This is a genomic window from Arthrobacter sp. PsM3 (assembly GCF_030433895.1).
Taxonomy (GTDB): domain Bacteria; phylum Actinomycetota; class Actinomycetes; order Actinomycetales; family Micrococcaceae; genus Arthrobacter.
Map to the genome: position 1 here is coordinate 55266 of NZ_JARUXE010000009.1, position 21101 is coordinate 76366.

25 protein-coding genes are annotated in these 21101 nt (G+C 67.2%); 15 read left to right on the plus strand and 10 right to left on the minus strand.

Translation table 11 applies throughout. The features are described from left to right. Positions 1 to 66 precede the first annotated feature (66 nt). The 5 genes from QCD75_RS06445 to QCD75_RS06465 all read right to left on the minus strand — a co-directional run bounded on the left by QCD75_RS06445 (position 67) and on the right by QCD75_RS06465 (position 3917). Complete coding sequence (locus tag QCD75_RS06445; RefSeq protein ID WP_301226815.1) at positions 67 to 465, minus strand: ankyrin repeat domain-containing protein; 399 nt, start codon at positions 463 to 465, stop codon at positions 67 to 69. Further along, complete coding sequence (gene ygfZ / locus QCD75_RS06450) at positions 462 to 1544, minus strand: CAF17-like 4Fe-4S cluster assembly/insertion protein YgfZ (RefSeq protein ID WP_301226817.1); 1083 nt, start codon at positions 1542 to 1544, stop codon at positions 462 to 464. Before ygfZ ends, QCD75_RS06445 begins: the two co-directional genes overlap by 4 nt. 22 nt (positions 1545 to 1566) lie before the next feature. Next, entirely contained in the window at positions 1567 to 2274 is a 708-nt protein-coding gene (locus QCD75_RS06455; protein WP_441005442.1) for a flavodoxin family protein, read from the minus strand. A 117-nt stretch (positions 2275 to 2391) separates the two neighbouring features. Then, the gene (locus tag QCD75_RS06460; protein WP_301226819.1) at positions 2392 to 3006 is read right to left on the minus strand and encodes an FABP family protein; all 615 of its coding nucleotides are present in this window, start codon (positions 3004 to 3006) and stop codon (positions 2392 to 2394) included. Between the two features lie 176 nt (positions 3007 to 3182). Next, complete coding sequence (locus QCD75_RS06465) at positions 3183 to 3917, minus strand: permease (protein WP_301226821.1); 735 nt, start codon at positions 3915 to 3917, stop codon at positions 3183 to 3185. Positions 3918 to 4173: 256 nt separating this feature from the next. On the opposite strand from QCD75_RS06465, the gene QCD75_RS06470 reads away from it, so the two are divergent. From QCD75_RS06470 to asd, 14 genes are all read left to right on the plus strand, one after another. Then, positions 4174 to 4872 (plus strand): winged helix-turn-helix transcriptional regulator, encoded by a 699-nt coding sequence (locus QCD75_RS06470; protein ID WP_226760481.1) that lies wholly within the window; start codon positions 4174 to 4176, stop codon positions 4870 to 4872. Positions 4873 to 5119: 247 nt separating this feature from the next. Then, positions 5120 to 6091: a mycothiol synthase gene (mshD, locus tag QCD75_RS06475; RefSeq protein ID WP_301226824.1), complete on the plus strand. Its 972-nt coding sequence runs from the start codon at positions 5120 to 5122 to the stop codon at positions 6089 to 6091. 114 nt (positions 6092 to 6205) lie between these two features. Continuing rightward, the gene (locus QCD75_RS06480) at positions 6206 to 8470 is read left to right on the plus strand and encodes an RNA degradosome polyphosphate kinase (protein ID WP_301226826.1); all 2265 of its coding nucleotides are present in this window, start codon (positions 6206 to 6208) and stop codon (positions 8468 to 8470) included. Positions 8471 to 8481: 11 nt separating this feature from the next. Beyond that, complete coding sequence (locus QCD75_RS06485; protein ID WP_301226828.1) at positions 8482 to 9459, plus strand: NUDIX hydrolase; 978 nt, start codon at positions 8482 to 8484, stop codon at positions 9457 to 9459. A 75-nt stretch (positions 9460 to 9534) separates the two neighbouring features. Further along, positions 9535 to 10338 carry a thymidylate synthase gene (locus tag QCD75_RS06490; RefSeq protein ID WP_301226830.1) on the plus strand — a complete coding sequence of 268 codons (804 nt, stop codon included), beginning with the start codon at positions 9535 to 9537 and terminating at the stop codon, positions 10336 to 10338. Next, complete coding sequence (locus QCD75_RS06495) at positions 10335 to 10922, plus strand: dihydrofolate reductase (RefSeq protein ID WP_301226832.1); 588 nt, start codon at positions 10335 to 10337, stop codon at positions 10920 to 10922. Before QCD75_RS06490 ends, QCD75_RS06495 begins: the two co-directional genes overlap by 4 nt. 4 nt (positions 10923 to 10926) lie before the next feature. Then, positions 10927 to 11160 (plus strand): NF038396 family protein, encoded by a 234-nt coding sequence (locus QCD75_RS06500; RefSeq protein WP_301226834.1) that lies wholly within the window; start codon positions 10927 to 10929, stop codon positions 11158 to 11160. Further along, entirely contained in the window at positions 11157 to 11561 is a 405-nt protein-coding gene (locus tag QCD75_RS06505; RefSeq protein ID WP_301226836.1) for a hypothetical protein, read from the plus strand. The genes QCD75_RS06500 and QCD75_RS06505 overlap by 4 nt, the downstream gene beginning before the upstream one ends. A 147-nt stretch (positions 11562 to 11708) precedes the next feature. Continuing rightward, positions 11709 to 12794, plus strand: a complete 1086-nt coding sequence (locus QCD75_RS06510) for a hypothetical protein (protein WP_301226838.1) — start codon at positions 11709 to 11711, stop codon at positions 12792 to 12794. 9 nt (positions 12795 to 12803) lie between these two features. Continuing rightward, the gene (locus QCD75_RS06515; protein ID WP_301226840.1) at positions 12804 to 13457 is read left to right on the plus strand and encodes a hypothetical protein; all 654 of its coding nucleotides are present in this window, start codon (positions 12804 to 12806) and stop codon (positions 13455 to 13457) included. Between the two features lie 7 nt (positions 13458 to 13464). Then, on the plus strand, positions 13465 to 13896 hold the full coding sequence (locus QCD75_RS06520; RefSeq protein ID WP_301226842.1) for a hypothetical protein: 432 nt from the start codon (positions 13465 to 13467) through the stop codon (positions 13894 to 13896). Then, positions 13883 to 14284, plus strand: coding sequence for a hypothetical protein (locus QCD75_RS06525; RefSeq protein WP_301226844.1), 402 nt, complete (start codon positions 13883 to 13885; stop codon positions 14282 to 14284). The genes QCD75_RS06520 and QCD75_RS06525 overlap by 14 nt, the downstream gene beginning before the upstream one ends. 75 nt (positions 14285 to 14359) lie before the next feature. Continuing rightward, positions 14360 to 14779: a hypothetical protein gene (locus QCD75_RS06530; protein ID WP_301226846.1), complete on the plus strand. Its 420-nt coding sequence runs from the start codon at positions 14360 to 14362 to the stop codon at positions 14777 to 14779. A 52-nt stretch (positions 14780 to 14831) separates the two neighbouring features. Next, entirely contained in the window at positions 14832 to 15962 is a 1131-nt protein-coding gene (gene asd, locus QCD75_RS06535) for an aspartate-semialdehyde dehydrogenase (RefSeq protein ID WP_301226848.1), read from the plus strand. 39 nt (positions 15963 to 16001) lie between these two features. Here the strand turns inward: asd and QCD75_RS06540 are convergent, their stop codons facing one another. Next, a complete protein-coding gene (locus tag QCD75_RS06540; protein ID WP_301226850.1) occupies positions 16002 to 17108 on the minus strand; it encodes a winged helix DNA-binding domain-containing protein in 1107 nt (368 codons plus the stop codon). Positions 17109 to 17177: 69 nt separating this feature from the next. On the opposite strand from QCD75_RS06540, the gene QCD75_RS06545 reads away from it, so the two are divergent. Continuing rightward, positions 17178 to 17657: a hypothetical protein gene (locus QCD75_RS06545; protein ID WP_301226852.1), complete on the plus strand. Its 480-nt coding sequence runs from the start codon at positions 17178 to 17180 to the stop codon at positions 17655 to 17657. Positions 17658 to 17669: 12 nt separating this feature from the next. On the opposite strand, the gene QCD75_RS06550 is transcribed toward QCD75_RS06545, so the two are convergent. The 4 genes from QCD75_RS06550 to QCD75_RS06565 are packed head-to-tail and all read right to left on the minus strand — an operon-like array spanning position 17670 to position 21008. Continuing rightward, positions 17670 to 18737: a UDP-N-acetylmuramate dehydrogenase gene (locus QCD75_RS06550; protein WP_301226854.1), complete on the minus strand. Its 1068-nt coding sequence runs from the start codon at positions 18735 to 18737 to the stop codon at positions 17670 to 17672. Between the two features lie 52 nt (positions 18738 to 18789). Further along, a complete protein-coding gene (locus tag QCD75_RS06555; protein ID WP_301226856.1) occupies positions 18790 to 20067 on the minus strand; it encodes an MFS transporter in 1278 nt (425 codons plus the stop codon). Between the two features lie 15 nt (positions 20068 to 20082). Further along, positions 20083 to 20520: a MaoC family dehydratase gene (locus QCD75_RS06560; protein WP_301226858.1), complete on the minus strand. Its 438-nt coding sequence runs from the start codon at positions 20518 to 20520 to the stop codon at positions 20083 to 20085. A gap of 2 nt (positions 20521 to 20522) precedes the next feature. After that, positions 20523 to 21008 (minus strand): FAS1-like dehydratase domain-containing protein, encoded by a 486-nt coding sequence (locus QCD75_RS06565; protein ID WP_301226860.1) that lies wholly within the window; start codon positions 21006 to 21008, stop codon positions 20523 to 20525. Positions 21009 to 21101: the final 93 nt, after the last annotated feature.

The following is a 21101-nucleotide window of genomic DNA, read 5'->3' on the forward strand; positions in this document are numbered from 1 at the left end:
TATTCCACTAGAACTATTCCATATGGAGTATTAGGGCGCAAGACACCGCGGCACCGCGGCGGCGCCTCAGCCCAGCAGGGCCAGGATGTCTTTACGTTCGAACATCTGTGCCGCTGCCCGGGCGGAGGGCGTCCCGGCGTCGGGGTCCGCGCCGGCCTCGACCAGCAGCTGCGCTACGTCTGTGTAGCCCTTGAAAACGGCCCCCGCCAGCGGCGTCTGCCCGCGGTCGTTGGCGGAATTGGCCTCTCCGCCGTGCGCCAGGAGCAGCCGGACGGTGCCGGCGTGGCCGTGGTAGGCCGCGAGCATCAGCAGGGAATCGCCGGCCGCGTTGGTCATGGTCGCCGGGGCGCCGGCGGACAGATAGCGCTCGAGCAGCGTGTTGTCCCCTGCACGGGCCGCGTCGAAGAGGGCATGGGCCAGGGCCAGGGTTTCCTCGTCGGGGGCGCCGGAAGTATCGCCGCTCATCGTGTGCCCCGCAGGAAGCCTGTCTGGCGGCCCACGACCTGGCCGGCATCGGGAGCCACGATGACTTCCTGCGCCGCGGTGTAGGGCTCGTCGCCGTCCAGTACGGTCAGTACTTCCTCCGGCGGGACGGAACGCTTGACCACCGCCAGGGCCACCGGCCCCATTTCGTAGTGCTGCGCCACGGACGTCACGGTGCCCACCTTGCGATCACCGGACCGGACTTCACTGCCGACCGCAGGCATGGTGTGCTGCGAGCCGTCGAGCTGCAGGAACACCAGCCGGCGTGGCGGGTGGCCCAGGTTGTGGACTCGGGCCACGGTTTCCTGGCCTTTGTAGCAGCCCTTGTTCAGGTGCACGGCGGTGCGGAGGAGGTCCAGTTCGTGCGGGATGGTCCTGTCGTCGGTTTCGGCGCCCCAGCGGGGCCGCCACGCCGCGATCCGCAGCGCCTCGGCCGCCCAGACGCCGGCGAGCGGGCGGTCGCCCACCGTGGCTTCCAGCCCGGCGGCCGGTACGAGGTATTCGAACCAGGGCCGTTCCAGCCCGGGGTGGGCGTCCTCCCCCACCACAGCGTAGGAGTAGCCGCCGGCGCCGACATGCGGCCAGGGGTCTTCCCACACCAGCAGGCCGGACCATTCCGGCACCTTCCGGGTGGTTCCCAGCACGGCCCAGTCCGCCGACACGTCGGTAATCTCGACGCGCAGCATGAACTTCATCTTGTTCAGCCACTCGGCCAGCGGGCCGGCTTCGGCTGACTCCACGATCAGCCAGGTCGTCGCGCCGTCGTCCACCACCCGCGCGTCGAATTCGATCCGGCCCTGCACGCTGAGCAGCAGCAGCTCGCTGGACTGGCCGGCCGCCAGGTTGGTGAGCTGCTGGGAGGACAGGGTGTTGAGCCAGCTCAGCCGGTCCGGCCCGGCAACGGTGACGACACCGCGGTGGGACAGGTCGACGACGGCGGTGCCGGCGGCCAGCGCGCGCTGTTCGCGCAGCGGTTCGCCGTAGTGGGAGGCGACGCCGGCGTCCGCGCCGCCGGCCTCGACGGCGCCGGGGCGCGCCAGCAGGGGGCTCTTGTTAGTCATATGTAGTAGAAGTCCTTAGGGCTTAGCGGTATTCCGGATTTTCGAAGTCAAACCTGGTCCCGGCTTTCCAGGCCTCTGGCAGGTTTCCGTAGGCGGGAATGCCGCCGGAGTCCTTCAGCATCCGGGCCAGGTGCAGCAGGTTCCAGGTCATGAAGGTGGTGTTGCGGTTGGTGAAGTCACTTTCCGGACCGCCGGAGCCTGCATCGAGATAGCTCGGGCCCGGCCCCACGGCGCCGATCCAGCCGGCGTCGGCCTGCGGGGGGATGGTGAAGCCAATGTGCTGGAGGCTGTAGAGGACGTTCATGGCGCAGTGCTTGATCCCGTCCTCATTGCCGGTGATCAGACAGCCGCCCGCTTTGGGGTAGAACGCCCACTGTCCCTTGCCGTTGAGCTCGCCGGAGTGCGCATAAAGGCGTTCGATAAGTTTCTTGGTCTGCGAGGAGTTGTCGCCCAGCCAGATCGGTCCGGCCACGACGACGATGTCGGCGTCCCGGACGGACGGATAGAGCTCCGGCCATTCATCGGTCTGCCAGCCGTGCTCGCGCATGTCCGGATAGACGCCGCTGGCGATGTCGTGGTCCACCGTCCGGATGACCCGCGTGCTCACGCCGTGTTTTTCCATGATCCGGCGGCTGACCTCGATCAGGCCCTGGGTGTGCGAGGTCTCCGGGGACTTCTTGAGGGTGCCGTTGAAGTACACGGCCTTGAGGTCGCTGTAATCGGCAGGCATGTTGGGCATTGCAGCTGTGGCATTCACTTTGGTGCTCCCTGCGGTCGCTACGGACAACGGAAAAACAGTGAGACCTCTGGATCAAGCTGCGTTCGACGGCGCTCGGGGCGCCGATGGTCAGCTGGCCTTGTGAAGGATGGCGGACGCGTGGGCTGCCAGGCCGCTGCCCCCCGCGGGACCCTTGCCGGTTGCCACGTCCCAGCGCCAGAGCAGATTGCCGTCCACGAGTCCGAAGATCCTGGTGGCGGCGGTGTACTCCTTGGAGTGGCTGCCGCGCATCACCATGTCGGTGCTGAGCTGGATCTGCGGGCCCTTAATCTGGCCGTAGTACAGCTCGGAGATCCCGCCGGGGTGGGAGATCGACACGGAGATGTCGAAGCCTCCATCTTTGTTACGCATGGCTTCGACCTCGTCGGCGCTCTTGAGCACGGGAACGATGTCGGCAGGGATCAGTCCCGGGCCGCCGTCTTCCTCGCGCTGCTTGCGCTCCAGGGCCCAGAAACCGGTTTCGACCGTCAACGGACGCAGCCTGGTGCCGTCGTCGTCGGTCAGCCAGCTTTCGGCACGGTACTGCAGGTACGGCAGGCCGTTGTGCGTGAAGGAGACGTGTTGCAGGAAGTGCTCGGAATCCTCTTCCCCGGCCCCCAGCCGGCCCCGGCCCTCCCACTCACCAATGAGCCAGGACAGCGGAACGATTTCGGGTGTCAGATCTGTCGGTATTTCAATCGGCACAGCAGCTACCTCTGGAAACGAAGACGACTATTAATTTCTGGCTGTTTACTTCTGGCCTTTGAAAAGGCGGTAGACAACAAAGCCGGCGAACCACGCCATGGCCAGGCTGGCAACGCCGAGCAGAACAAGGAAGAAGATTTCAAATGCAAGTACGGACATGATGCCATCCTAGCGCTTTAGTAGATGAGTAGTTTGTCTATGAAGTAAGCCAGCGAACCGATGGCGGCGACCGGCGCGAGCCCTATTCCGAGGGCTGCCGCAAAGCTTAGCGATTCACCGCGGATGATCACCAACCGGCGGAAACTCACCAGCACCGCCCCCACCACCACCCCGACGATCGCGGCCGGCAGCACGGCGATGTCGGAGAAGACCAGGCCGGCGAGTGGTCCTGCCAGGCCCGCGCCGATGACGCCCAGCGGCGCCACGATCCGGTCCGGCCAGCGGATCAGGCCCGCCAGCAGGGCGATCGAGGCGCTGATCGCCGCGACCAGGAGCATCTCATGCACGCCGTTGAAACGCGAGCAAGCGATCCAGCCCGCGCCCAGGCAGGAGAGCATGACCCCGGCAGAGGAACCGAGGGTGGACTCCAGGCGCTGCGCCTGCCCCGTGCCGCGGATCAACTGCATCACGAAGATCGCCATTACGCCCGCCGCCATGAACGACGGCGTCCAGTCCAGGAAACCCGGGGCCGGAAGATAAGTGGCGGCAATGGCGGCGCCGACACCGGGCAGGGCGATCAGGGCGCCAAGGGTCTTCCGGGCCGGGATGCCCAGGAAATGCGGCCAGCCGATGCCGACGCCGGCCGCGGTCAGCACTCCCACGGCCAGAAGAGCCTCCGGCGAGAGATAGGACGCGCCGACAATCGCGGCGAGTCCGGTCAGGCCGATAATGCCGATGATCCAGGACTTCACCGTTCACCCGGCATCTGTTTAGCCGTTATACGTGTTCCGGTCACCGTTGTACCTTCGCTCACTGCGGACCCCACTTCGACCTGATCTTTCGTCAGGGGGCTGCGGCCCCGACGGATCAATCCTGCCCTATGTGACCGTTTTGTGTCGCAAAAGAAACGGCCGGGGGTGACGGAACCGTGTCCGGGAGGGGGCATTTGGGTATACTCAAAGTCAGCTACAGACGCCCAACGATGCGCGGACACCCCTTGGAGGAAACATGTCGCACATCCTGCTACTGACGAACAGCACCGGCTCATCGGTGGACGTCCTGCCTGCTCTGGAATTGCTGAACCACCGGGTCCATATTCTCCCGGCCGAGCCGACTGCGCTACTGGAGACCGACCCCTGCGACATCGTCCTGCTGGACGCCCGCAAAGACCTCGTGGGGGCCCGCTCCCTGACCCAACTGCTCAAGGCCACCGGTCTGAGCGCCCCCCTGATGCTCATCCTGACTGAGGGCGGCATGGCCGCCGTGTCCTCGGCGTGGGCCGTCGACGACATCCTGCTCGAGTCCGCCGGGCCGGCCGAGGTCGAAGCCCGGATCCGGCTGGGCGTCGCGCGGGCCGTGACTGAACAGGACGATGCCCCGACCGAGATCCGGGCCGCCGGCGTCGTTATTGACGAGGCCAGCTACACTGCCCGGGTCAATGGGGCACCGCTGAACTTGACCTTCAAGGAATTTGAACTGCTCAAGTACCTGGCGCAGCACCCCGGCAGGGTGTTCACCCGCCAGCAGCTGCTGACCGAGGTTTGGGGCTACGACTATTACGGGGGCACCCGCACCGTGGACGTCCACGTCCGGCGGCTGCGGGCCAAGCTGGGCGCCGACCACGAGAACCTGATCAGCACCGTCCGCAACGTGGGCTACCGCCTGACGCTGGTCCGGCACCCCGAGGAAGAGCTCACCGAAGCCTGAACGTAACGGGTTCCGGCCACAGAACAAAGAAAAGCCCCGGACCTTGGTCCGGGGCTTTTCTGCTTCAGTGGAGGACATACGGGTCGAACGTATCGAGGCCACCCCAGTGGTGGATCCCCCTCGCACCCGGACGGCCGCTCCAGAAACAGGCTCTGGACGAACAGCCGGATGAGTTAACGACTATACGGAACAGTTCCGGAAACGACAAAATCGGCCCCGCCCCCACCGCACCGTATAGCCTTGCACCATGAGTCCTGCGCAACCTGAAAACTGGCCCGTGCTCGTCGCCAAGGGAGCCGCGGATGAGCAGCTCCTGAAGGACGTCCTGGCCCTCGCGGCCGACGCGGAGGAATCCGATGGCAACCCGCCGCTGTCCGAACAGACGCTCGTCACGCTGCGCGCCGCCGACGCCGGTGAGCATTCGGTGCTGACCCTCGCCCTGTACAGCCCCAACGACAAATCCGACCCGGCGACAGCGCAGGACCTGGCCGGGGTCGCCGTCGTCATCGGGGACCCGGACGGCACAGGAGTGCTGGAAATCGCCGTCCACCCGAGCTACCGAAACCAGGGCGTGGCGGACCGGCTCGTCGGCGAGCTCAAGAACACCCGCGGCTTCACCGGCCTGAAAGCCTGGTCCCACGGCAACCACGAAGCCGCGGCCGACCTCGCCGCACGCTACGGCTACGGCCCCGTCCGCGAGTTGTGGAAGATGCGGCTCACCGGCGCGGCAGCGGAACTGCCCGACGTCCCCCTGCCCGACGGGGTGACACTGCGCGATTTCGTTCCCGGCCGGGATGAGGATCCCTGGCTCGCCGCCAACCGGGCCGCGTTCGCGCACCACGCCGAGCAGGGAAACATGACCCGCGCCGACCTGGACGCCAGAATGGCCGAACCGTGGTTCGATCCCGCCGGTTTCCTGCTGGCCGTCGATGCCGCGGACCGGATCCTCGGCTACCACTGGACCAAGGTGCACCCCCGGCACGGAGACCACCCGGCCATCGGCGAGGTGTACGTGGTCGGCGTCACACCCGGGGCCCAGGGCAGCGGGCTGGGCAAGGCGCTGACCGTCGCCGGCGTCCGGCACCTCCAGCACCAGGGGCTGCACGCCGTCATGCTCTACGTCGATGCGGACAACATCCCGGCCGTTTCGCTGTACCGCCGGCTCGGCTTCACCCGCTGGGACGTCGACGTCATGTACGCCCCGCTGGAAGGGCGTTAATCCACTGGGCAGACATCCTGTCTGCGCCCGGGGAAATCCGGACCGCCCGAAAGCTGATCGCTGGCTGATTGCTTGTAAGGTTGAAGCTAAATCGCGCCAGCATTAGGAGAGACCATGCAACGGGAATCTGCCCGGACAGCCACGTCTGAAGCCGCTACATCGGACAAAAAAGTGCGACCCGCGCGTGCCCGGTTTGGCTCCTCCGAAGTGCCCGCCTCGCGGGCCACCCAGGACCGCATCGACATTCCTGAATTCGCGCCCAGCCTGGAGCCGGAGGGCGACTTCAGCCCGGACCGCTTCCTGGACCGTGAACTTAGCTGGCTCTCCTTCAACGCCCGCGTGCTGGAACTGGCCGAAGACCCGGACCTGCACCTGCTGGAACGCGTCAGCTTCCTCTCCATCTTCGCGTCCAACCTGGACGAGTTCTTTATGGTCCGCGTCGCCGGGCTGAAGCGCCGGATCGCCACCGGCCTGGCCGTCCCCTCCCCTGCCGGGCTCAGCCCGATGCAGGTCCTCGAGCAGATCGGCGAGGAGGCCCACCGGCTGCAGCAGCGCCATGCCCTCGTCTACGCCGAGCAGATCCGTCCGGCGCTGGCCTATGAGCACATCCATCTCATGCACTGGGACGAACTCGACTCCCAGGCCAAGGACCAGCTCAGCGCCATGTTCGCCGAGAAGGTCTTCCCGATCCTGACCCCCCTGGCCGTGGACCCGGCCCATCCCTTCCCCTACATCTCGGGACTCTCACTCAACCTCGCCGTCGTCGTCCGCAATCCGGTCAGCGACAAGGAGCTCTTCGCCCGCCTCAAGGTCCCGGACCAGCTTCCCCGGCTGATCTCGGTTGACGGCCCGCGCGCCGGCTCGGTGCCGGGCCGGGTGGCCCGCTTCATCGCCCTCGAGGAAGTCATCGCCGTCCACCTGGACCAGCTCTTTGCCGGGATGGAGGTGCTGGAGCACCACACCTTCCGGGTCACCCGCAATGAGGACCTCGAGGTCGAGGAGGACGACGCCGAGAACCTGCTGCAGGCCCTGGAAAAGGAACTGCTGCGCCGCCGTTTCGGGCCGCCGGTCCGGCTGGAAGTCACGAACGACATCAATCCGAACATCCGGGCCCTGCTGATCCGGGAGCTGGGCGTCGAGGAGTCCGAGGTCTACTCGGTCCCCGCGCCGCTGGACCTCCGGGGCCTCTCGGTCATCGCCGGAATCGACCGGGCGGACCTGCATTACCCCAAGCACGTCCCCCACACCTCCCGGTACCTCAACGAATCGGAAACGTCCAAGGCGGCGAACGTCTTTGCGGCCATGCGGCGGCGGGACATCCTGCTGCACCACCCCTATGACTCCTTCTCGACCTCCGTGCAGGCGTTCCTGGAGCAGGCGGCCTCGGACCCGAAGGTCCAGGCCATCAAGCAGACGCTGTACCGCACGTCGGGCGACTCGCCGATCGTCGATGCCCTGATCGATGCCGCCGAAGCCGGCAAGCAGGTCCTGGCCCTCGTGGAGATCAAGGCCCGCTTCGACGAACAGGCCAACATCTCCTGGGCCCGGAAGCTGGAGCAGGCCGGCGTGCACGTGGTCTACGGAATCGTGGGCCTCAAGACGCACTGCAAACTCTCCCTCGTGGTCCGCCAGGAAGTCGATGGCCTCCGCCGCTACTGCCACATCGGCACCGGCAACTACCACCCCCGCACGGCCCGCTATTACGAGGATCTGGGCCTGCTCACGGCCAATGAGCAGGTGGGCGAGGACCTGTCCAAGCTTTTCAACCAGCTGTCCGGCTACGCGCCGAAGTCGACCTTCAAGCGGCTCCTGGTGGCGCCGCGCTCGGTCCGGTCAGGACTCATCGACCGGATCGAAACCGAGATCCGGAACGCCCGGGCGGGCCTGACCGCCCGGGTCCAGATCAAGGTCAACTCGATGGTGGACGAAGCGATTATCGATTCCCTGTACCGGGCCTCGCAGGCCGGTGTGCCGGTGGACATCATCGTCCGCGGCATCTGCTCACTGCGTCCCGGGGTGCCAGGCCTCAGCGAGAACATCACCGTCCGCTCGGTACTGGGCCGTTTCCTGGAGCACTCCCGCGTCTTCGCTTTCGCCAATGGCGGGGACCCGGTGGTCTACATCGGTTCGGCGGACATGATGCACCGTAACCTTGACCGCCGGGTGGAAGCCCTCGTCCAGCTCACCAGCGGGGACGACACCACGTACGTCATGGACCTGCTGCGCCGCTACATGGATCCGGGCACCGCCAGCTGGCACCTGGACAGCCAGGCGCAATGGACCCGCCACCACCTTGCCGAAGACGGGCACGAACTCGAGGACATCCAGTCGTGGCTGCTCAATTCCCGCTCGCGGCAGCGCGCGGCAGGGCTGCGGTAGGGGCTCTGGCGTTGAGCAGCGATACACCGGTTGCCGACCAGACAGACCATCTCGGCGAAGAGATTGCCGTGGTGGCTGCGGGCGCCGTGCCGTGGCGCATCGCCCCGGGCGACAAGGACAAGCTCGAGGTCCTGCTTATCCACCGCCCGCGGTATGACGACTGGTCATGGCCCAAAGGAAAGATCGACCCCGGCGAGACGGTGCCCGAGTGCGCCTCCCGCGAGGTCGAGGAAGAGATCGGGCTGAAGGCGCCGCTGGGCATCCCGCTGCCCGCCATCCACTACCACGTCCCGGCGGGCCTGAAAGTGGTCCACTACTGGGCGGTCGACGTCGACGGCGCCCCGCTCCTGCCGGACGGCAAGGAGGTGGACAGCGTCATGTGGTGCTCGCCGGAGAAGGCCGCCCGCCTGCTGAGCAACCCGAGCGACGTGGCACCGCTGGAGCATCTGGATGCCGCCCACGTCCGCGGCGAATTGAAAACGTGGCCGCTGGTGATCGTGCGCCATGCCAAGGCCAAGCCACGCTCCTCCTGGTCCAAAGCCGAAGGGGACCGCCCCCTGGCTGCCACCGGGATGCGGCAGGCGCAGGCCGTGGGGCGGCTGCTGCAGGCGTGGAAACCCATGCGCGTTGTCTCCAGCCCCTGGCTTAGGTGCGTCGCCACCATCGCCCCGTACGCCAAGGCGTCCGACGCGAAGGTAAAGCTGAACGAGGCCCTCACGGAGCACCGGCACGGCCGCCATCCGCACAAGACGGCCGCCGCCGTCGAGGGCCTTTTCGACAAGCAGCGGGCCGTCGCGCTTTGCACCCACCGCCCCGCCCTCCCCACCGTGTTCGCCCAGCTGGGAAAGCACATGGGTTCCCGGCTGCGCGCCCTGCTGCCGGACACCGATCCGTTCCTTGCTCCCGGCGAGATCATCGTGTGCCATGTGGCGCACCACAGCAAGGACAAAGTCGTCGCGGTGGAGCGGTTCAGGCCCTTCGACGACTGAGGTCCCTGATCCTCCGGCCTGCTCAGCCAGCAAGACGAATAAGGCTCGGACCGGACTTCTCAGTAGACTGGGACGGTGAGCATTCCAACGCCCTATGAAGACCTGCTGCGCGATGTCCTGGATCACGGCACGCACAAATCGGACCGCACCGGGACGGGCACCCTGAGTGTCTTCGGCCGCCAGATGCGTTTCGATCTGAGCAAGAGTTTCCCCCTGATCACCACCAAGCGCGTGCACTTCAAGTCCGTCGCCGTGGAACTGCTGTGGTTCCTCCGCGGGGACACGAACGTGAAGTGGATGCAGGACCAGGGTGTCACCATCTGGAACGAATGGGCCGATGCCGACGGCGAACTCGGTCCGGTCTACGGCGTCCAGTGGCGTTCCTGGCCGACCCCCGACGGCGGCCACATTGACCAGATCGCCGAACTCATCGAGAACCTCAAGACCAACCCGGATTCCCGGCGGCACATCGTCTCGGCCTGGAACGTGGCCGAGCTCAAGGACATGGCCCTCCCGCCGTGCCACGCGTTCTTCCAGTTCTACGTCGCCGACGGCAAGCTCTCATGCCAGCTTTACCAGCGCTCCGCGGACACCTTCCTGGGCGTGCCGTTCAACATCGCCTCCTACGCCCTGCTGACCTGCATGGTTGCCCAGCAGACCGGCCTTGAACCCGGCGAATTCGTCTGGACCGGCGGCGACGTCCACATCTACGACAACCACATGGACCAGGTCCTCAAGCAGCTCGCCCGGACCCCCTACGACTACCCGCAGCTCAAGATCACCCGCAAGCCGGACTCCATCTTCGACTACACCCTCGATGACTTCGAGGTAGTCGGATACCAGCACCACCCGACGATTAAGGCCCCGATAGCCGTATGAGCAACGACAAAATGCCGGGCGCGCAGCCCGTTGATTTTACCGCCACGCTGGACGCCCTCACCGGGCTCGGCGTCGTCTGGGCCCAAACCAGCACCGGTGTCATCGGCAAGGACGGCGGCATGCCGTGGCGCCTTCCCGAGGACATGGTGCACTTCACCCGGCTCACCAGCGGACACCCCGTGATCATGGGCCGCAAAACCTGGGAGTCCTTCCCCGACAAATACCGCCCCCTGCCCGGGCGGACGAACATTGTGATCACCCGCCAGGAAGGCTGGGGCGAGACGCCCATCGCGGCGGGCGCCGTCGCGGTCAAGTCCCTGGACGATGCCCTCCTGGAGTCCCAGTTCGCCGCCGGCAACGAAATGGTCTGGATCATCGGCGGCGGCAACATCTATGCGCAGTCGATGGACCTCGCCAACGTCGCCGTTATCACCACTATCGACAGCACCACGGAGGGCGACACCTTCGCCCCGGACCTCGGCTACGACTGGACCATGGGCGCGAGCCTGCCCGCCGACGGCTGGCAGACAGCGGAGAACGGCACCCGCTACCGCATCAACGTCTGGCACCGGGCGGAGGGCTAAGGGGATGCCGACCAAATCCGAGACCCTCTTTGTCCTGGGCTATATGCTGCTGCCGCTGCTGGCGCTGCTCTCCGCGATCGTGGGGCTGACCATGATCCTGGGTGGCGACAAGATCCTCGGCGCAATCGTGCTCGTGGTGGTCACCCAGGCCTTTGCCTTCGGGGCGTTCTTCGCCCTACGGAAGCGCAAGCATGCGCTGCTCACGGAGCAGGGCGGCGACGGCGTCGGCCCACGTTGAGCGACGCTCCGGAGAACGGACGCCCGCCCCGGCGCAAGGGCTTCTACAAGCGCCAGATTGAACTGGAAGCCGCGAAGCATGGACTCACCGTTGAGGAGTACGGCGTCTACAAAGGCTCGGTGGGGAGTGGGGTGGAGCCGATCAATTCGGCCGGGGGCCTGCTGTTCCTTGCCGTCCTGATCTCACTGTTCTCCGGCGTGGTAGTTGTAGCCGGCGTCGGGCTGTTGATCGACGACAAGGTTACGGACTGGGTGGAATTGATCATTGCCTTCGCCATCGTCCTCTTCACGGTGCCCGTCTCGTGGGCGTACTACGTCAAGGAACGCAAGGCCGTCCGCCTTCGACGGGCCAGCGGGAAGACACTTCAGCACCCTACCCGCCGTTCAATAGTCCGGGACTAGGCGGGCTGGCGCAATGCGATGGGGAGAATACCCCATCGCCGGTCACGGCGGTTCCGGCTACATTGGTGCCGGTTAGGTACGCACGCCGGAATGCACCAGATCCCGGCCGCAGCCGGTTAGGCTGATGCACGGATAGGGGGATCCGCTATGGCAGGAAACTTGTGGGGCGCCGACGTCGCCCAGTTGCGCACACTCGCACAACAATTCGGCAAGACGTCCGAGACGCTGCTACAACAGTCGACCACGCTGACGTCGGCCATCAACAACAACACCGTCTGGAAGGGTGCCGACGGCGCGCGCTTCACCTCCGAGTGGAACGGCGGCCACCGCGCCCTGATCCAAAAGACTGCACTGGCACTCAAGGCGGAGTCCAAGCGCCTGCTGACCCACGCCGAACAGCAGGAGAAAGCCAGCAACGCGGCCACCGGAGCCGGCGGCGGCCCCGGCGCCCTCGGCAGCGCGGGCGGCAACTTGGCCGTTGTCGGCGGAGCAGCCGTTGTCGGCGGGTTCCGCGCCGCGATGGGAGTCCAGAAGAACATCAAGGCGCCGCTGACGCTGGCCAAGCACGTCGGACAGTACGGCTGGGTCCTGAAAAACCAGCGGGCGGAACTGGCCCAGACCATGCTGACCAGAGGTCACCACCGCCTGGGCGGACCGGCTTTCGACAGCCGGCACCTGGGGCAGACGACCGCTGGCAACCGCGCCCTGGAAGGGCTGCTCAAGGACACGGGCAAAGCAAACCGACTCCTTTCCCGGATCGACAAAGCCTCGGACATTGTCTCCCTGAAGAACCTGCACCAGTTCGGCGGACCGCTGTCCAAGCTCAGGCCGCTGCTGGAGGAAAAGGCCTGGATCGGAGCCGGGTCCAAGATGGAATGGCTCGGGAAATCGGGTCTGGCGCGCGGACTCGGCTGGGCCGGAGTGGGCTTTAACACCTACGACTCGGTGCAAAGCTTCGCGGACGGGGACATCAAGGGCGGCGTTGGCAGCGCGCTTAAAGCCGGGCTCGGCATCGGCTGCTTCCTGCCGCCTCCGGCCGGAACCGTCTGCCAGGTCGCCAGCGTCGGGGTCGCCATCTACGAAAACTGGGACACGATCAGCAGCGTGGGCCAGAACATCGGAGAGGGTATCGCCGACGCCGTCAGGGATCCCGGGAAATTCGTCAGCGATGCCGAGGATACCGTCAAAGATGCTGGGAAGTCCGTGGCCAAGTTCTTCGGCTTCGGGGATTAGGAGAATCGCATGACTGTTCAGGAAGAGACACAGCAGGAGCCGCGGCTCGGCGTCGACGTCATCGGCTTCGGCGTGGGCGAATTCGCCTACCTCCTCAACGTGTTCGAAGGGCCCGCCCGGGACCGGTCCGTCAGCGTCTTCCGAGCCGGGGAACTGGTGGACGACATCACGCTGGCCACGGCCGGGGCGTCGTCGCTCCTGGCCCGGGATCTGGCTGCCGTCGACGACGACGGCGACCTCGGAGTCAAGGGGGTGGCCGCGGCCGTCGCCACGGCCCTCGGCCAGGCTGGGAGCTGGACCGAACTTTCCCTGCTGACCGAGGACAGCATGGACAACGTGGTGCTGCTCGAGGCGCCCGGTGTCGCCCTGATGCTGCAGCCACGGCTGCTGGGGACCTGGTTCGTCTTCGCCCAGGATCCATCAATCAGCTCGGCCGAGGCCACCCTCCGCGTGGTCCGCAAGCATGTGGCGGAGAATCCCGGGGGCACGGCGTACCTCGTGTTCAAGAGCCTCGACGCCGAGAAGCACCTGCTGGTCCGCCGCGGCGCGGACTCCTGGGCCACCGGCATCCCCAACTTCGCCACCGACGAGGTCGCTGAAACCGAAGGGCTGGACGACGCCGGACTGCTGCGCGCCATCCAGGAGTGCCGTGGCGAGGCGTAGCCGGGACGTGCCCCAGGAGCCCGGCTATGTGCCGTACCAGCCGACGGAGGCACGGGTCATCCACCGCCGGGCAGAGAACGGCGAGGTGGTCGCGTACACGGCCGAGGAATACGGTGTCCACAACGACGGTCTTGGCATCATCGAACCCGTGAACTCATCCGGGGGTCTGCTGTTCCTGGCAATCCTGCTGTCGGCAGGAATGGGGGGTCTGGCCTACTTCGTCGTCCAAGTGATCATCCAGGACGTGTGGGACATAGCGGGCCGGGTGTGGTGGGTGTTTCCCGCGTGCATTTGTCCCTTTGTTTTCGCTTGGGCCAGCTACTTCTCCGAGCGCAATGCCGAAAAGCTGCGCGCGGCCCGCACCCTGCCACGGCCCGCAACCTGCCACGGCCCGTTGAATAGCGTGCACGGCCTCGAGGAGTCCCGTGGCCAGGCGTAGCCGGGACGTGCCCCAGGAACCGGGCTACATCCCCTACCAACCGCCGGAAGCGCGGGTGGTCCACCGACTCGCGGAGAACGGCGAGATAGTCGCCTACACGGCCGAGGAATACGGTGTCCGCAAGGACGATGGTCTTGGCATCATCGCACCCACGAATTCATCGGCCGGCCTGCTGTTCCTCGCCGTCCTGATCACCATCGCATTCGGCGGCATGCTTTACGGACTGGTCCAAATGGGCATCACCGATCAATGGGAGATTCTGGGCGAGATCTGGTGGATGTACCTGCTCATCCTCTATCCGCTGTACTTCGGCTGGGCCAGTTATTTATCCGAGCGCAAAGCCGAAAAGCTGCGCAAAGCCCGCAACCTCCCGAGGCCCGTTGAGTAACCCGACCACAACCCGCCCTTCCGCCCTGTCCCGTCCGTGGCTCTTCCCGGACAGCACCCACCCTTTTCCAGGAGAATGATGGACCTTTACGCAGCGCGCCGCCACGCAGACGAGCAGACCAGGGCCAGACACGAACAGGCCGTGGCCGACGGCGAGAAGCGCCTGCTGGCCAGGACTACTGACGGCGGCAGGCTGCACAGCTACGCCGCCGATGAGATCGGTTTTGCCCGTGCCGGCACGGGACCCATCGTCACCACCGCGCCGGGCATGCTGGTCCTCGCCATGATTTTCGCCGCGGTGACGGCGTTCTCCCTTTTCCTGCTCGCGGCCCCCACGGCCACCGGCCAGGACCCGTTGTGGGGAGCACTCGCGCTTACCGCCGGCGGGATCGCCGGGGCAGCCTACGCCGTACGGCTGGCCGTGTCCGAATTCCGGGCGCGAAAAATCCGCCGGGAGCGGGGCATGCCGGATCCCAGTCCGCGGCAGTTGGATTGAGCGGTGACGTAACCGGCTGCGCCCCGGAGCCAACAAAGTCTAAACTGGCCCAATGACTACAGCAGCTACCCCGTCCGTTGGACTGGTCGGTTGGCGTGGCATGGTCGGTTCCGTCCTGATGCAGCGCATGCAGGACGAGGGCGACTTCGCCAACATCAACCCGGTATTTTTCTCCACCTCCAACGCGGGAGGTGCAGCCCCGGCGTTCGCTGAAGGGGCCGGCAAGCTCGAGGACGCGTTCGACGTCGATGCCCTGGCGAAGCTGCCGATTATCGTCACCGCCCAGGGCGGCGACTACACGAAGCAGGTCCACGGGGAGCTGCGCAGCCGCGGCTGGGACGGCCTCTGGATCGATGCTGCTTCCACCCTGCGGATGAACGACGATTCGATCATCGTGCTGGACCCGATCAACCGCGACGTCATCGACGCCGGTCTTTCCGGCGGCGTGAAGGACTACATCGGCGGCAACTGCACCGTCTCCTGCATGCTGATGGGCCTCGGCGGGCTGTTCAAGAACGGCCTTGTCGAATGGGGCACCTCCATGACCTACCAGGCTGCCTCCGGCGGGGGCGCCCGGCACATGCGCGAACTGCTGAGCCAGTTCGGCACCCTCAACGCCCAGGTCAACTCGGAACTGGACGACCCGGCGTCGGCCATCCTGGACATTGACCGCAAGGTCCTGGCCCACCAGCGCACCGACATCGATGCCACCCAGTTCGGCGTCCCGCTGGCCGGATCGCTGATCCCCTGGATCGATGCGGACCTCGGCAACGGCCAGTCCAAGGAAGAGTGGAAGGCCGGGGTGGAGACAAACAAGATCCTCGGTACCTCCGGCGATCAGCACATCATCATGGACGGGCTGTGCATCCGGATCGGTGCGATGCGCTCGCACTCCCAGGCACTCACGCTCAAGCTCCGCGAAGACCTCTCTGTCGCCGAGATCGAGAAGCTGCTGGACTCGGACAATGAGTGGGCCAAGGTGGTGCCCAACTCCAAGGACGCCTCCGTGTCCCAGCTCACCCCGGTGGCGGCATCCGGCACCCTGGACATCCCGGTGGGCCGCATCCGCAAGCTGGAAATGGGCCCGCAGTACATCAGCGCGTTCACGGTCGGCGACCAGCTGCTGTGGGGTGCGGCCGAGCCGCTGCGCCGCATGCTGAACATCGCGACCGGCAACCTCTAGGACCTCAGCGGCATCCGCGCCGGACGCCACCGCCCCGGTTCAGGTGCCGAGGAATCTCCGGTACTTCGCCGCCTGCAGCTCAAAAGACTTTTGGGCGGCAGGCCGCAGCCCGTTAACGTCGTCAAAGGGCCTGGGGACGACGGCGGCGCCCCCGCCGTTGCGGGTGACGTCCCAGGTGCCGACGATCTGGCCGCCGGCAACAATCGTCTTCCGGAAGACGCCGTTGCCGCCCGGCACGACCCTGTCCGCATGCTCGGGCGGCAGCACGAGCGACCGGTCCGTGTAGCCGAGCACGAACTCATCGAAGCCGGGCAGTGCCAGCACCAGGCGCGCTGCGGGGACGCCTTCGTCGAGCAGCGCCGCCGTTTCCGGCGAGAGCCAATAGCTGATCCCCTCGAACGCCACCTCCACCAACTGGTCCTTCACGTCGGCCAGGGCGGCACGGACCTCCGTCAGGGGAATGCCGGACCACCAGGCAAAGTCACGCTCGGTGGCGGGACCGTGGCTGCGCAGGTAGCGCAGCAGCCACTCGGCGATGCCCGCCGCACGGTCCACGGTCCGCGATTCGGTGATCCAGTCGTCGAAGGCCACCACCAGCTGCTGGTTGCCGGCCATCGGCCCCTGGACCAGCCAGGCCCGCTGGCACAGGATCCCCAGCAGGTGAATGCCGCGCTGGCCGGCCGTGGACTGGCCTGCCCGTTCGAAGGCCTGGAACAGCTCCGCCCGGCTGGCGGCCGCCCCGCCGGAGACCAGCTGCAGCGCGGTCCCGGCCGCGGCGTCGACGTCCGCGGCGGAGATATCGAGCTCCCGGTGACGCCCGGCCAGGCCGCGGATCAGCCGATCGGAGGTAATGGCCAGCATCCACTTCAGGTCCTCGGGAGCCATCAGGTGCAGGGTGCCGCGCATCGGCCAGGAGCGCACTATTTCACCCCGGTTGAGGGCGCTGCGGACGTCCCCTACGCGGGATCCCGGCACGCGGATCCCGACAGCCCAGAGTGCTGCCCCCAGGTCCTGCGCCTGCATCGCCGTCATCCAGCGCACCGCTTCCGCGACGCTGCGGAATCCGGACCCGGCCAGACCCTGGGAGGCCAGCCGCAACCGGCCCAGGATCGCCCGGCTGAGCCGGGGACGCGCCGTAGCTGTCATGCACCCATGCTAGGACGCCGGACTGGCAGTTCCCAGCCGCCTTCCAGCCGGACTCCTTACGCTTGAGGGATGACCATGAGCGAGATGTGGCCGCTGCTGCGGCCCCTGAGCAGAAGGCTGGCCCTGCTGGGCTGGGCTTCCAGCGCCGCCGGCATGGCCGCGGGGCTCGCCATTGCCATCGCCAGCGGAACGCGGCTCTCGCCCGTGATGAGCACCCTGCAGCTCGTGGCCGTGGTGTCCATGGCTGTGGCGGTGACCAGCTTTATCACGGCCACGTCGGTGCAGCCGCGCTCCCCCGCGCGGGACGACGGTGCATCACCGGACAGCCTGGAACCTGGGGAGCTGCCCGACACCGTGCAGAGTCTCCTGCTCGGCTCCGTGGCCCTGCTGGCAGGGGCGGTCGTCTTCGCCCTCGCCGGATTCCTGCTCCTCAGCGGGCCCAGCGAGCAGTCCGTGGCGTTTTGCCAGGTCTTCTTCCTCGGCGCCGCCGCGTCCGGCTTCACCTTTATGCTGTTCAGCAGGGTGGTCCCGCACCGCGGCAGGAACTGACCGGCCGCTTTCCTAGAGCTCCACACCGATGAGCAGCGGTTCCGGGTGCAGTTCAATCCCGAAGCGTTCGACGACGCCGCGGCGCACCTCGCGCGCGATCGCCAGCAAGTCCGCCGCGCTGGCGGCTCCCCGGTTGGTGATGGCCAGCGTGTGCTTGGTGGACAGCGAGGCCCGGCCGCCGGAGACGCTGTCCGGCTCAAGCCCGAACCCCCTGCCGTAGCCGGCCTGGTCGATCAGCCAGGCCGCCGAGAGCTTGGTCAGGCCGTCCGCGCCGCCCGGGTAGCGCGGCGCATCGTCCGGCAGCCCGGCGGCGGCGGCTGCGGGCACGATCGGGTTCGTGAAGAAGGAGCCGGTGGAATAGGTGTCCCGGTCCGCTGCGTCCCACACCATGCCCTTGGACGCCCGGAGCCGGAGGACCTCCCGCCGGACATCGTTGGCGTAGGCCCGCCGGCCGGCCTCAACGCCCAGGGCGCGGGCGAGCTCGGCGTAGCGGATGGGGGCGCTCATCCGGCCCAGCGGCAGCTGGAACTCGACCGTGAGCACAACGTAGCGCGGGGAGCCGTTGACGGTGGTCTGTTTGAGGATCGAATCGCGGTAGCCGAACTTGAGTTCCGAGTTGGTGAAGGTCTGCACGGCGTTGCGTTCCCGGTCCCAGGTCCGTACGGCGGCGATGGTCTGGGAAACGTCCGAGCCGTAGGCACCGACGTTCTGGACCGGGGTGGCGCCCGTGGAGCCCGGGATGCCCGAGAGCGCCTCGATCCCGGACCAGGCATGCCTCACGGCGTGCTCCACCAGGGCGTCCCAGTTGTGGCCCGCCTGGACCACAACGGCGACGCCGCCGCAGGAGTCCTCCGCGTTGACGGTGAACCCCTCCGAGGCGATCCTCAGCACAGTGCCGGGGAACCCGTCGTCGGACACCAACAGGTTGGAGCCGCCGCCGATGATCAGCAGGGACTCACCGGCAGCATCCGCTGAGCGGACGGCCTCGATGATCTCGGCCTCGGTGCGGGCCTCGATGAATTTGCCGGCGGGGCCGCCGACGGCGGCCGTGGTCAGGGCGGAAAGCAGAGTCTGGGTCACCCGACCAGCCTAGCCGGGGAACACCGCACTGCCCTAAGCAGCGCCCTGCCGGTCAGCTGACTTTCCGGGCCACCGGGGAAAGCAGGAAGCTGACCACCAGCATCACCACCACGGCCAGCAGGGAGTGCAGGATGCCGATGTGCTCCGCCAGCAGGCCCAGCAGCGGCGGCCCGCAGAGGAATGCGCCGTAGCCGATCGTGGAGACCACGGAGACGCGGGCGGCCGCCCTGGCCGGGTCGTCGGCGGCGGCGGACATGCCCACCGGGAAGCCCAGCGAGGCGCCCAGTCCCCAGACGGCGAGGGCGGCATAGGCCACCCACGGCACCGGCGCGAAGACGAACAGGCCAAGGCCCAGCACGGCCAAGGCCGCACACCAGCGCATCACCGGGACGCGGCCGAAGCGGTCCAGGACCACGGTGCCGGCGAAGCGTCCCACGGTCATGAACGTGACGAAGAGCCCGTACCCGGCGGCGCCCGCAGCGTCGGACTGTCCGTGGCCATCGGCGAGCGCCAGGGCCACCCAGTCCCCGGCTGCGCCCTCGGCGAGGGCCAGCCCCAGCACGAGCACCCCCAGCAGGAGGGTGCGGCGGTCCCGCCAGGCCAGGGCGATCTGACGCTTGTTGTCCAGCGGGGCTTCGGGCTGGGCCGTACCCGGCAGGATGACCGGAATGGGTCCGGTGGAGGGGTCCTCGAAGGTATCGGGCCGGGCCGGCTTGAAACCCGGGCCGGCGTCCACCGGAGTGATGTCCGCACGGAACCAGGCAGCGGCCGTGGCCACCGAACCGGTGACCAACAGCCCCACCGCGGCGAAATGCCAGAAGACGGGGACGCCGGATCCGGCGGCCCAGGCTCCTGCCCCGGCGCCGGCAACGGTCCCGAGGCTGAACGATCCATGCAGCCGGGGCATGATGTGCCGTCGGACGGCGCGTTCCACCGCGGCGCCCTCGACGTTGGAGGCCGTGTTCCAGCTGGCCGTGCCGAGTCCGATCACGGCCAGCCCCGCGGCGACGGCGGGCGGGTTGGCCAGGACCGTGGTTCCCATGCCGGCCAGGACCAGCCCGGCGCCCACCATGATGCTGCCGATCCGGATGGTCTGCTTGGAGCCGAAGCGCAGCACGATCAGTCCCGACGCTGAGACCGAGACGAAGGAGCCCAAGGTCATGCACAGCAACAGCAGTCCGACGTTCGCCGGGGTCAGGTCCAGTCCGTCGCGGATGGCCGGGAGCCGGGACACCCAGGTGGCGAACGCGATGCCGCTGAATGCGTACGCGGCCACCACGGCGTTACGCCACTGCGTGACCTCTACGGCCTGGCCGGTGCGCAGGTTCACGGCATCGCCATCCGGTTACGCCAGCCTGACGACGGCCTGGGCCTTCATGAGCACCTTCTGGCCGCCGGAGACGACGGTCAGGTCCACCCGGGCAGTGCCAACCGCGGCGTCGAGCGCTCCGATGGCGCCGCTGACCTCAATCACGGCGCCGGCCTCGGCGGTCCCCGTGGTGTCGGACACCGGAACGGGTTTGGTGAAGCGGGTCTGGAAATCGATGACGGCGGCGGGATCCCCGGCCCAGTCGGTTACGAGCTGGACGGCGGAGCCCATGGTGAACATGCCGTGCGCGATCACACCGGGCAGTCCCACGCCGGTTGCGAAGGCCTCGTTCCAGTGGATGGGGTTGAAGTCGCCGGAGGCACCGGCGTACTTGACCAGGTCCGTGCGGGTGACGCTGATGCTGCGGCTGCCGATGTCCTGGCCGACCGCGAGTTCCGAAAGTGTGGGTGTCATGTCTACTGTCCCTCTCCGCGGACCAGGATGGACGAGGTGGCGGTGGCGACGGCCTCGCGGGCCTCGTCGCGGGCCTCACCGTCGGTGGCACCGGCGGCCAGGGCGAAGATTTCCGAGCGGGTGGTGATCATGGCTCCCCCGCCCATCGCACGGACGCCGTCGACGTGCAGTTCGGCAACCAGCCGGTCCCCGGCGATGATGGGCCGGTGGTGGATGAACCGCTGGTCCGCGTGGACCACGCGGGAGAAGTCGATGCCGGCGTCCGGGTCCTCGATCAGCTGGGCGTCGGCCCGCTGGGCGACGATGATGGCGAAGGTCGGCGGCGCCACGAGGTCGCTGTGGCCCAGGGCCCTGGCAGCATCCACCTCGAAGTGGGCGGGATGGGTGGCTTTGACGGCGCGGGCGAACTCGCGGATTTTCTCGCGACCGACGTCGTACACCTCTTTGGCAGGGTAGCTGCGCCCCTGCAGATCCGGATTGATAGTCATGGTTCCAGCCTAGCGTCAGGCCTCCGGGCAGCTGCGCCGATGACGGTCCCCTGAATGGAATGCTGGCAGGAATTCTGAACAGCATTCCGGAAT

Bases quoted from the DNA above. Each gene is read 5' to 3' on its own strand.
- ygfZ (WP_301226817.1), bottom strand. From the start codon at position 1,544: ATGACTAACAAGAGCCCCCTGCTGGCGCGCCCCGGCGCCGTCGAGGCC.
- QCD75_RS06530 (WP_301226846.1), top strand. From the start codon at position 14,360: ATGATGGACCTTTACGCAGCGCGCCGCCACGCAGACGAGCAGACCAGG.
- QCD75_RS06510 (WP_301226838.1), top strand. From the start codon at position 11,709: ATGGCAGGAAACTTGTGGGGCGCCGACGTCGCCCAGTTGCGCACACTC.
- QCD75_RS06495 (WP_301226832.1), top strand. From the start codon at position 10,335: ATGAGCAACGACAAAATGCCGGGCGCGCAGCCCGTTGATTTTACCGCC.
- QCD75_RS06540 (WP_301226850.1), bottom strand. From the start codon at position 17,108: ATGACAGCTACGGCGCGTCCCCGGCTCAGCCGGGCGATCCTGGGCCGG.
- QCD75_RS06445 (WP_301226815.1), bottom strand. From the start codon at position 465: ATGAGCGGCGATACTTCCGGCGCCCCCGACGAGGAAACCCTGGCCCTG.
- mshD (WP_301226824.1), top strand. From the start codon at position 5,120: ATGAGTCCTGCGCAACCTGAAAACTGGCCCGTGCTCGTCGCCAAGGGA.
- QCD75_RS06515 (WP_301226840.1), top strand. From the start codon at position 12,804: ATGACTGTTCAGGAAGAGACACAGCAGGAGCCGCGGCTCGGCGTCGAC.
- QCD75_RS06500 (WP_301226834.1), top strand. From the start codon at position 10,927: ATGCCGACCAAATCCGAGACCCTCTTTGTCCTGGGCTATATGCTGCTG.
- asd (WP_301226848.1), top strand. From the start codon at position 14,832: ATGACTACAGCAGCTACCCCGTCCGTTGGACTGGTCGGTTGGCGTGGC.
- QCD75_RS06480 (WP_301226826.1), top strand. From the start codon at position 6,206: ATGCAACGGGAATCTGCCCGGACAGCCACGTCTGAAGCCGCTACATCG.
- QCD75_RS06455 (WP_441005442.1), bottom strand. From the start codon at position 2,274: ATGCCTGCCGATTACAGCGACCTCAAGGCCGTGTACTTCAACGGCACC.
- QCD75_RS06470 (WP_226760481.1), top strand. From the start codon at position 4,174: ATGTCGCACATCCTGCTACTGACGAACAGCACCGGCTCATCGGTGGAC.
- QCD75_RS06545 (WP_301226852.1), top strand. From the start codon at position 17,178: ATGACCATGAGCGAGATGTGGCCGCTGCTGCGGCCCCTGAGCAGAAGG.
- QCD75_RS06565 (WP_301226860.1), bottom strand. From the start codon at position 21,008: ATGACTATCAATCCGGATCTGCAGGGGCGCAGCTACCCTGCCAAAGAG.
- QCD75_RS06560 (WP_301226858.1), bottom strand. From the start codon at position 20,520: ATGACACCCACACTTTCGGAACTCGCGGTCGGCCAGGACATCGGCAGC.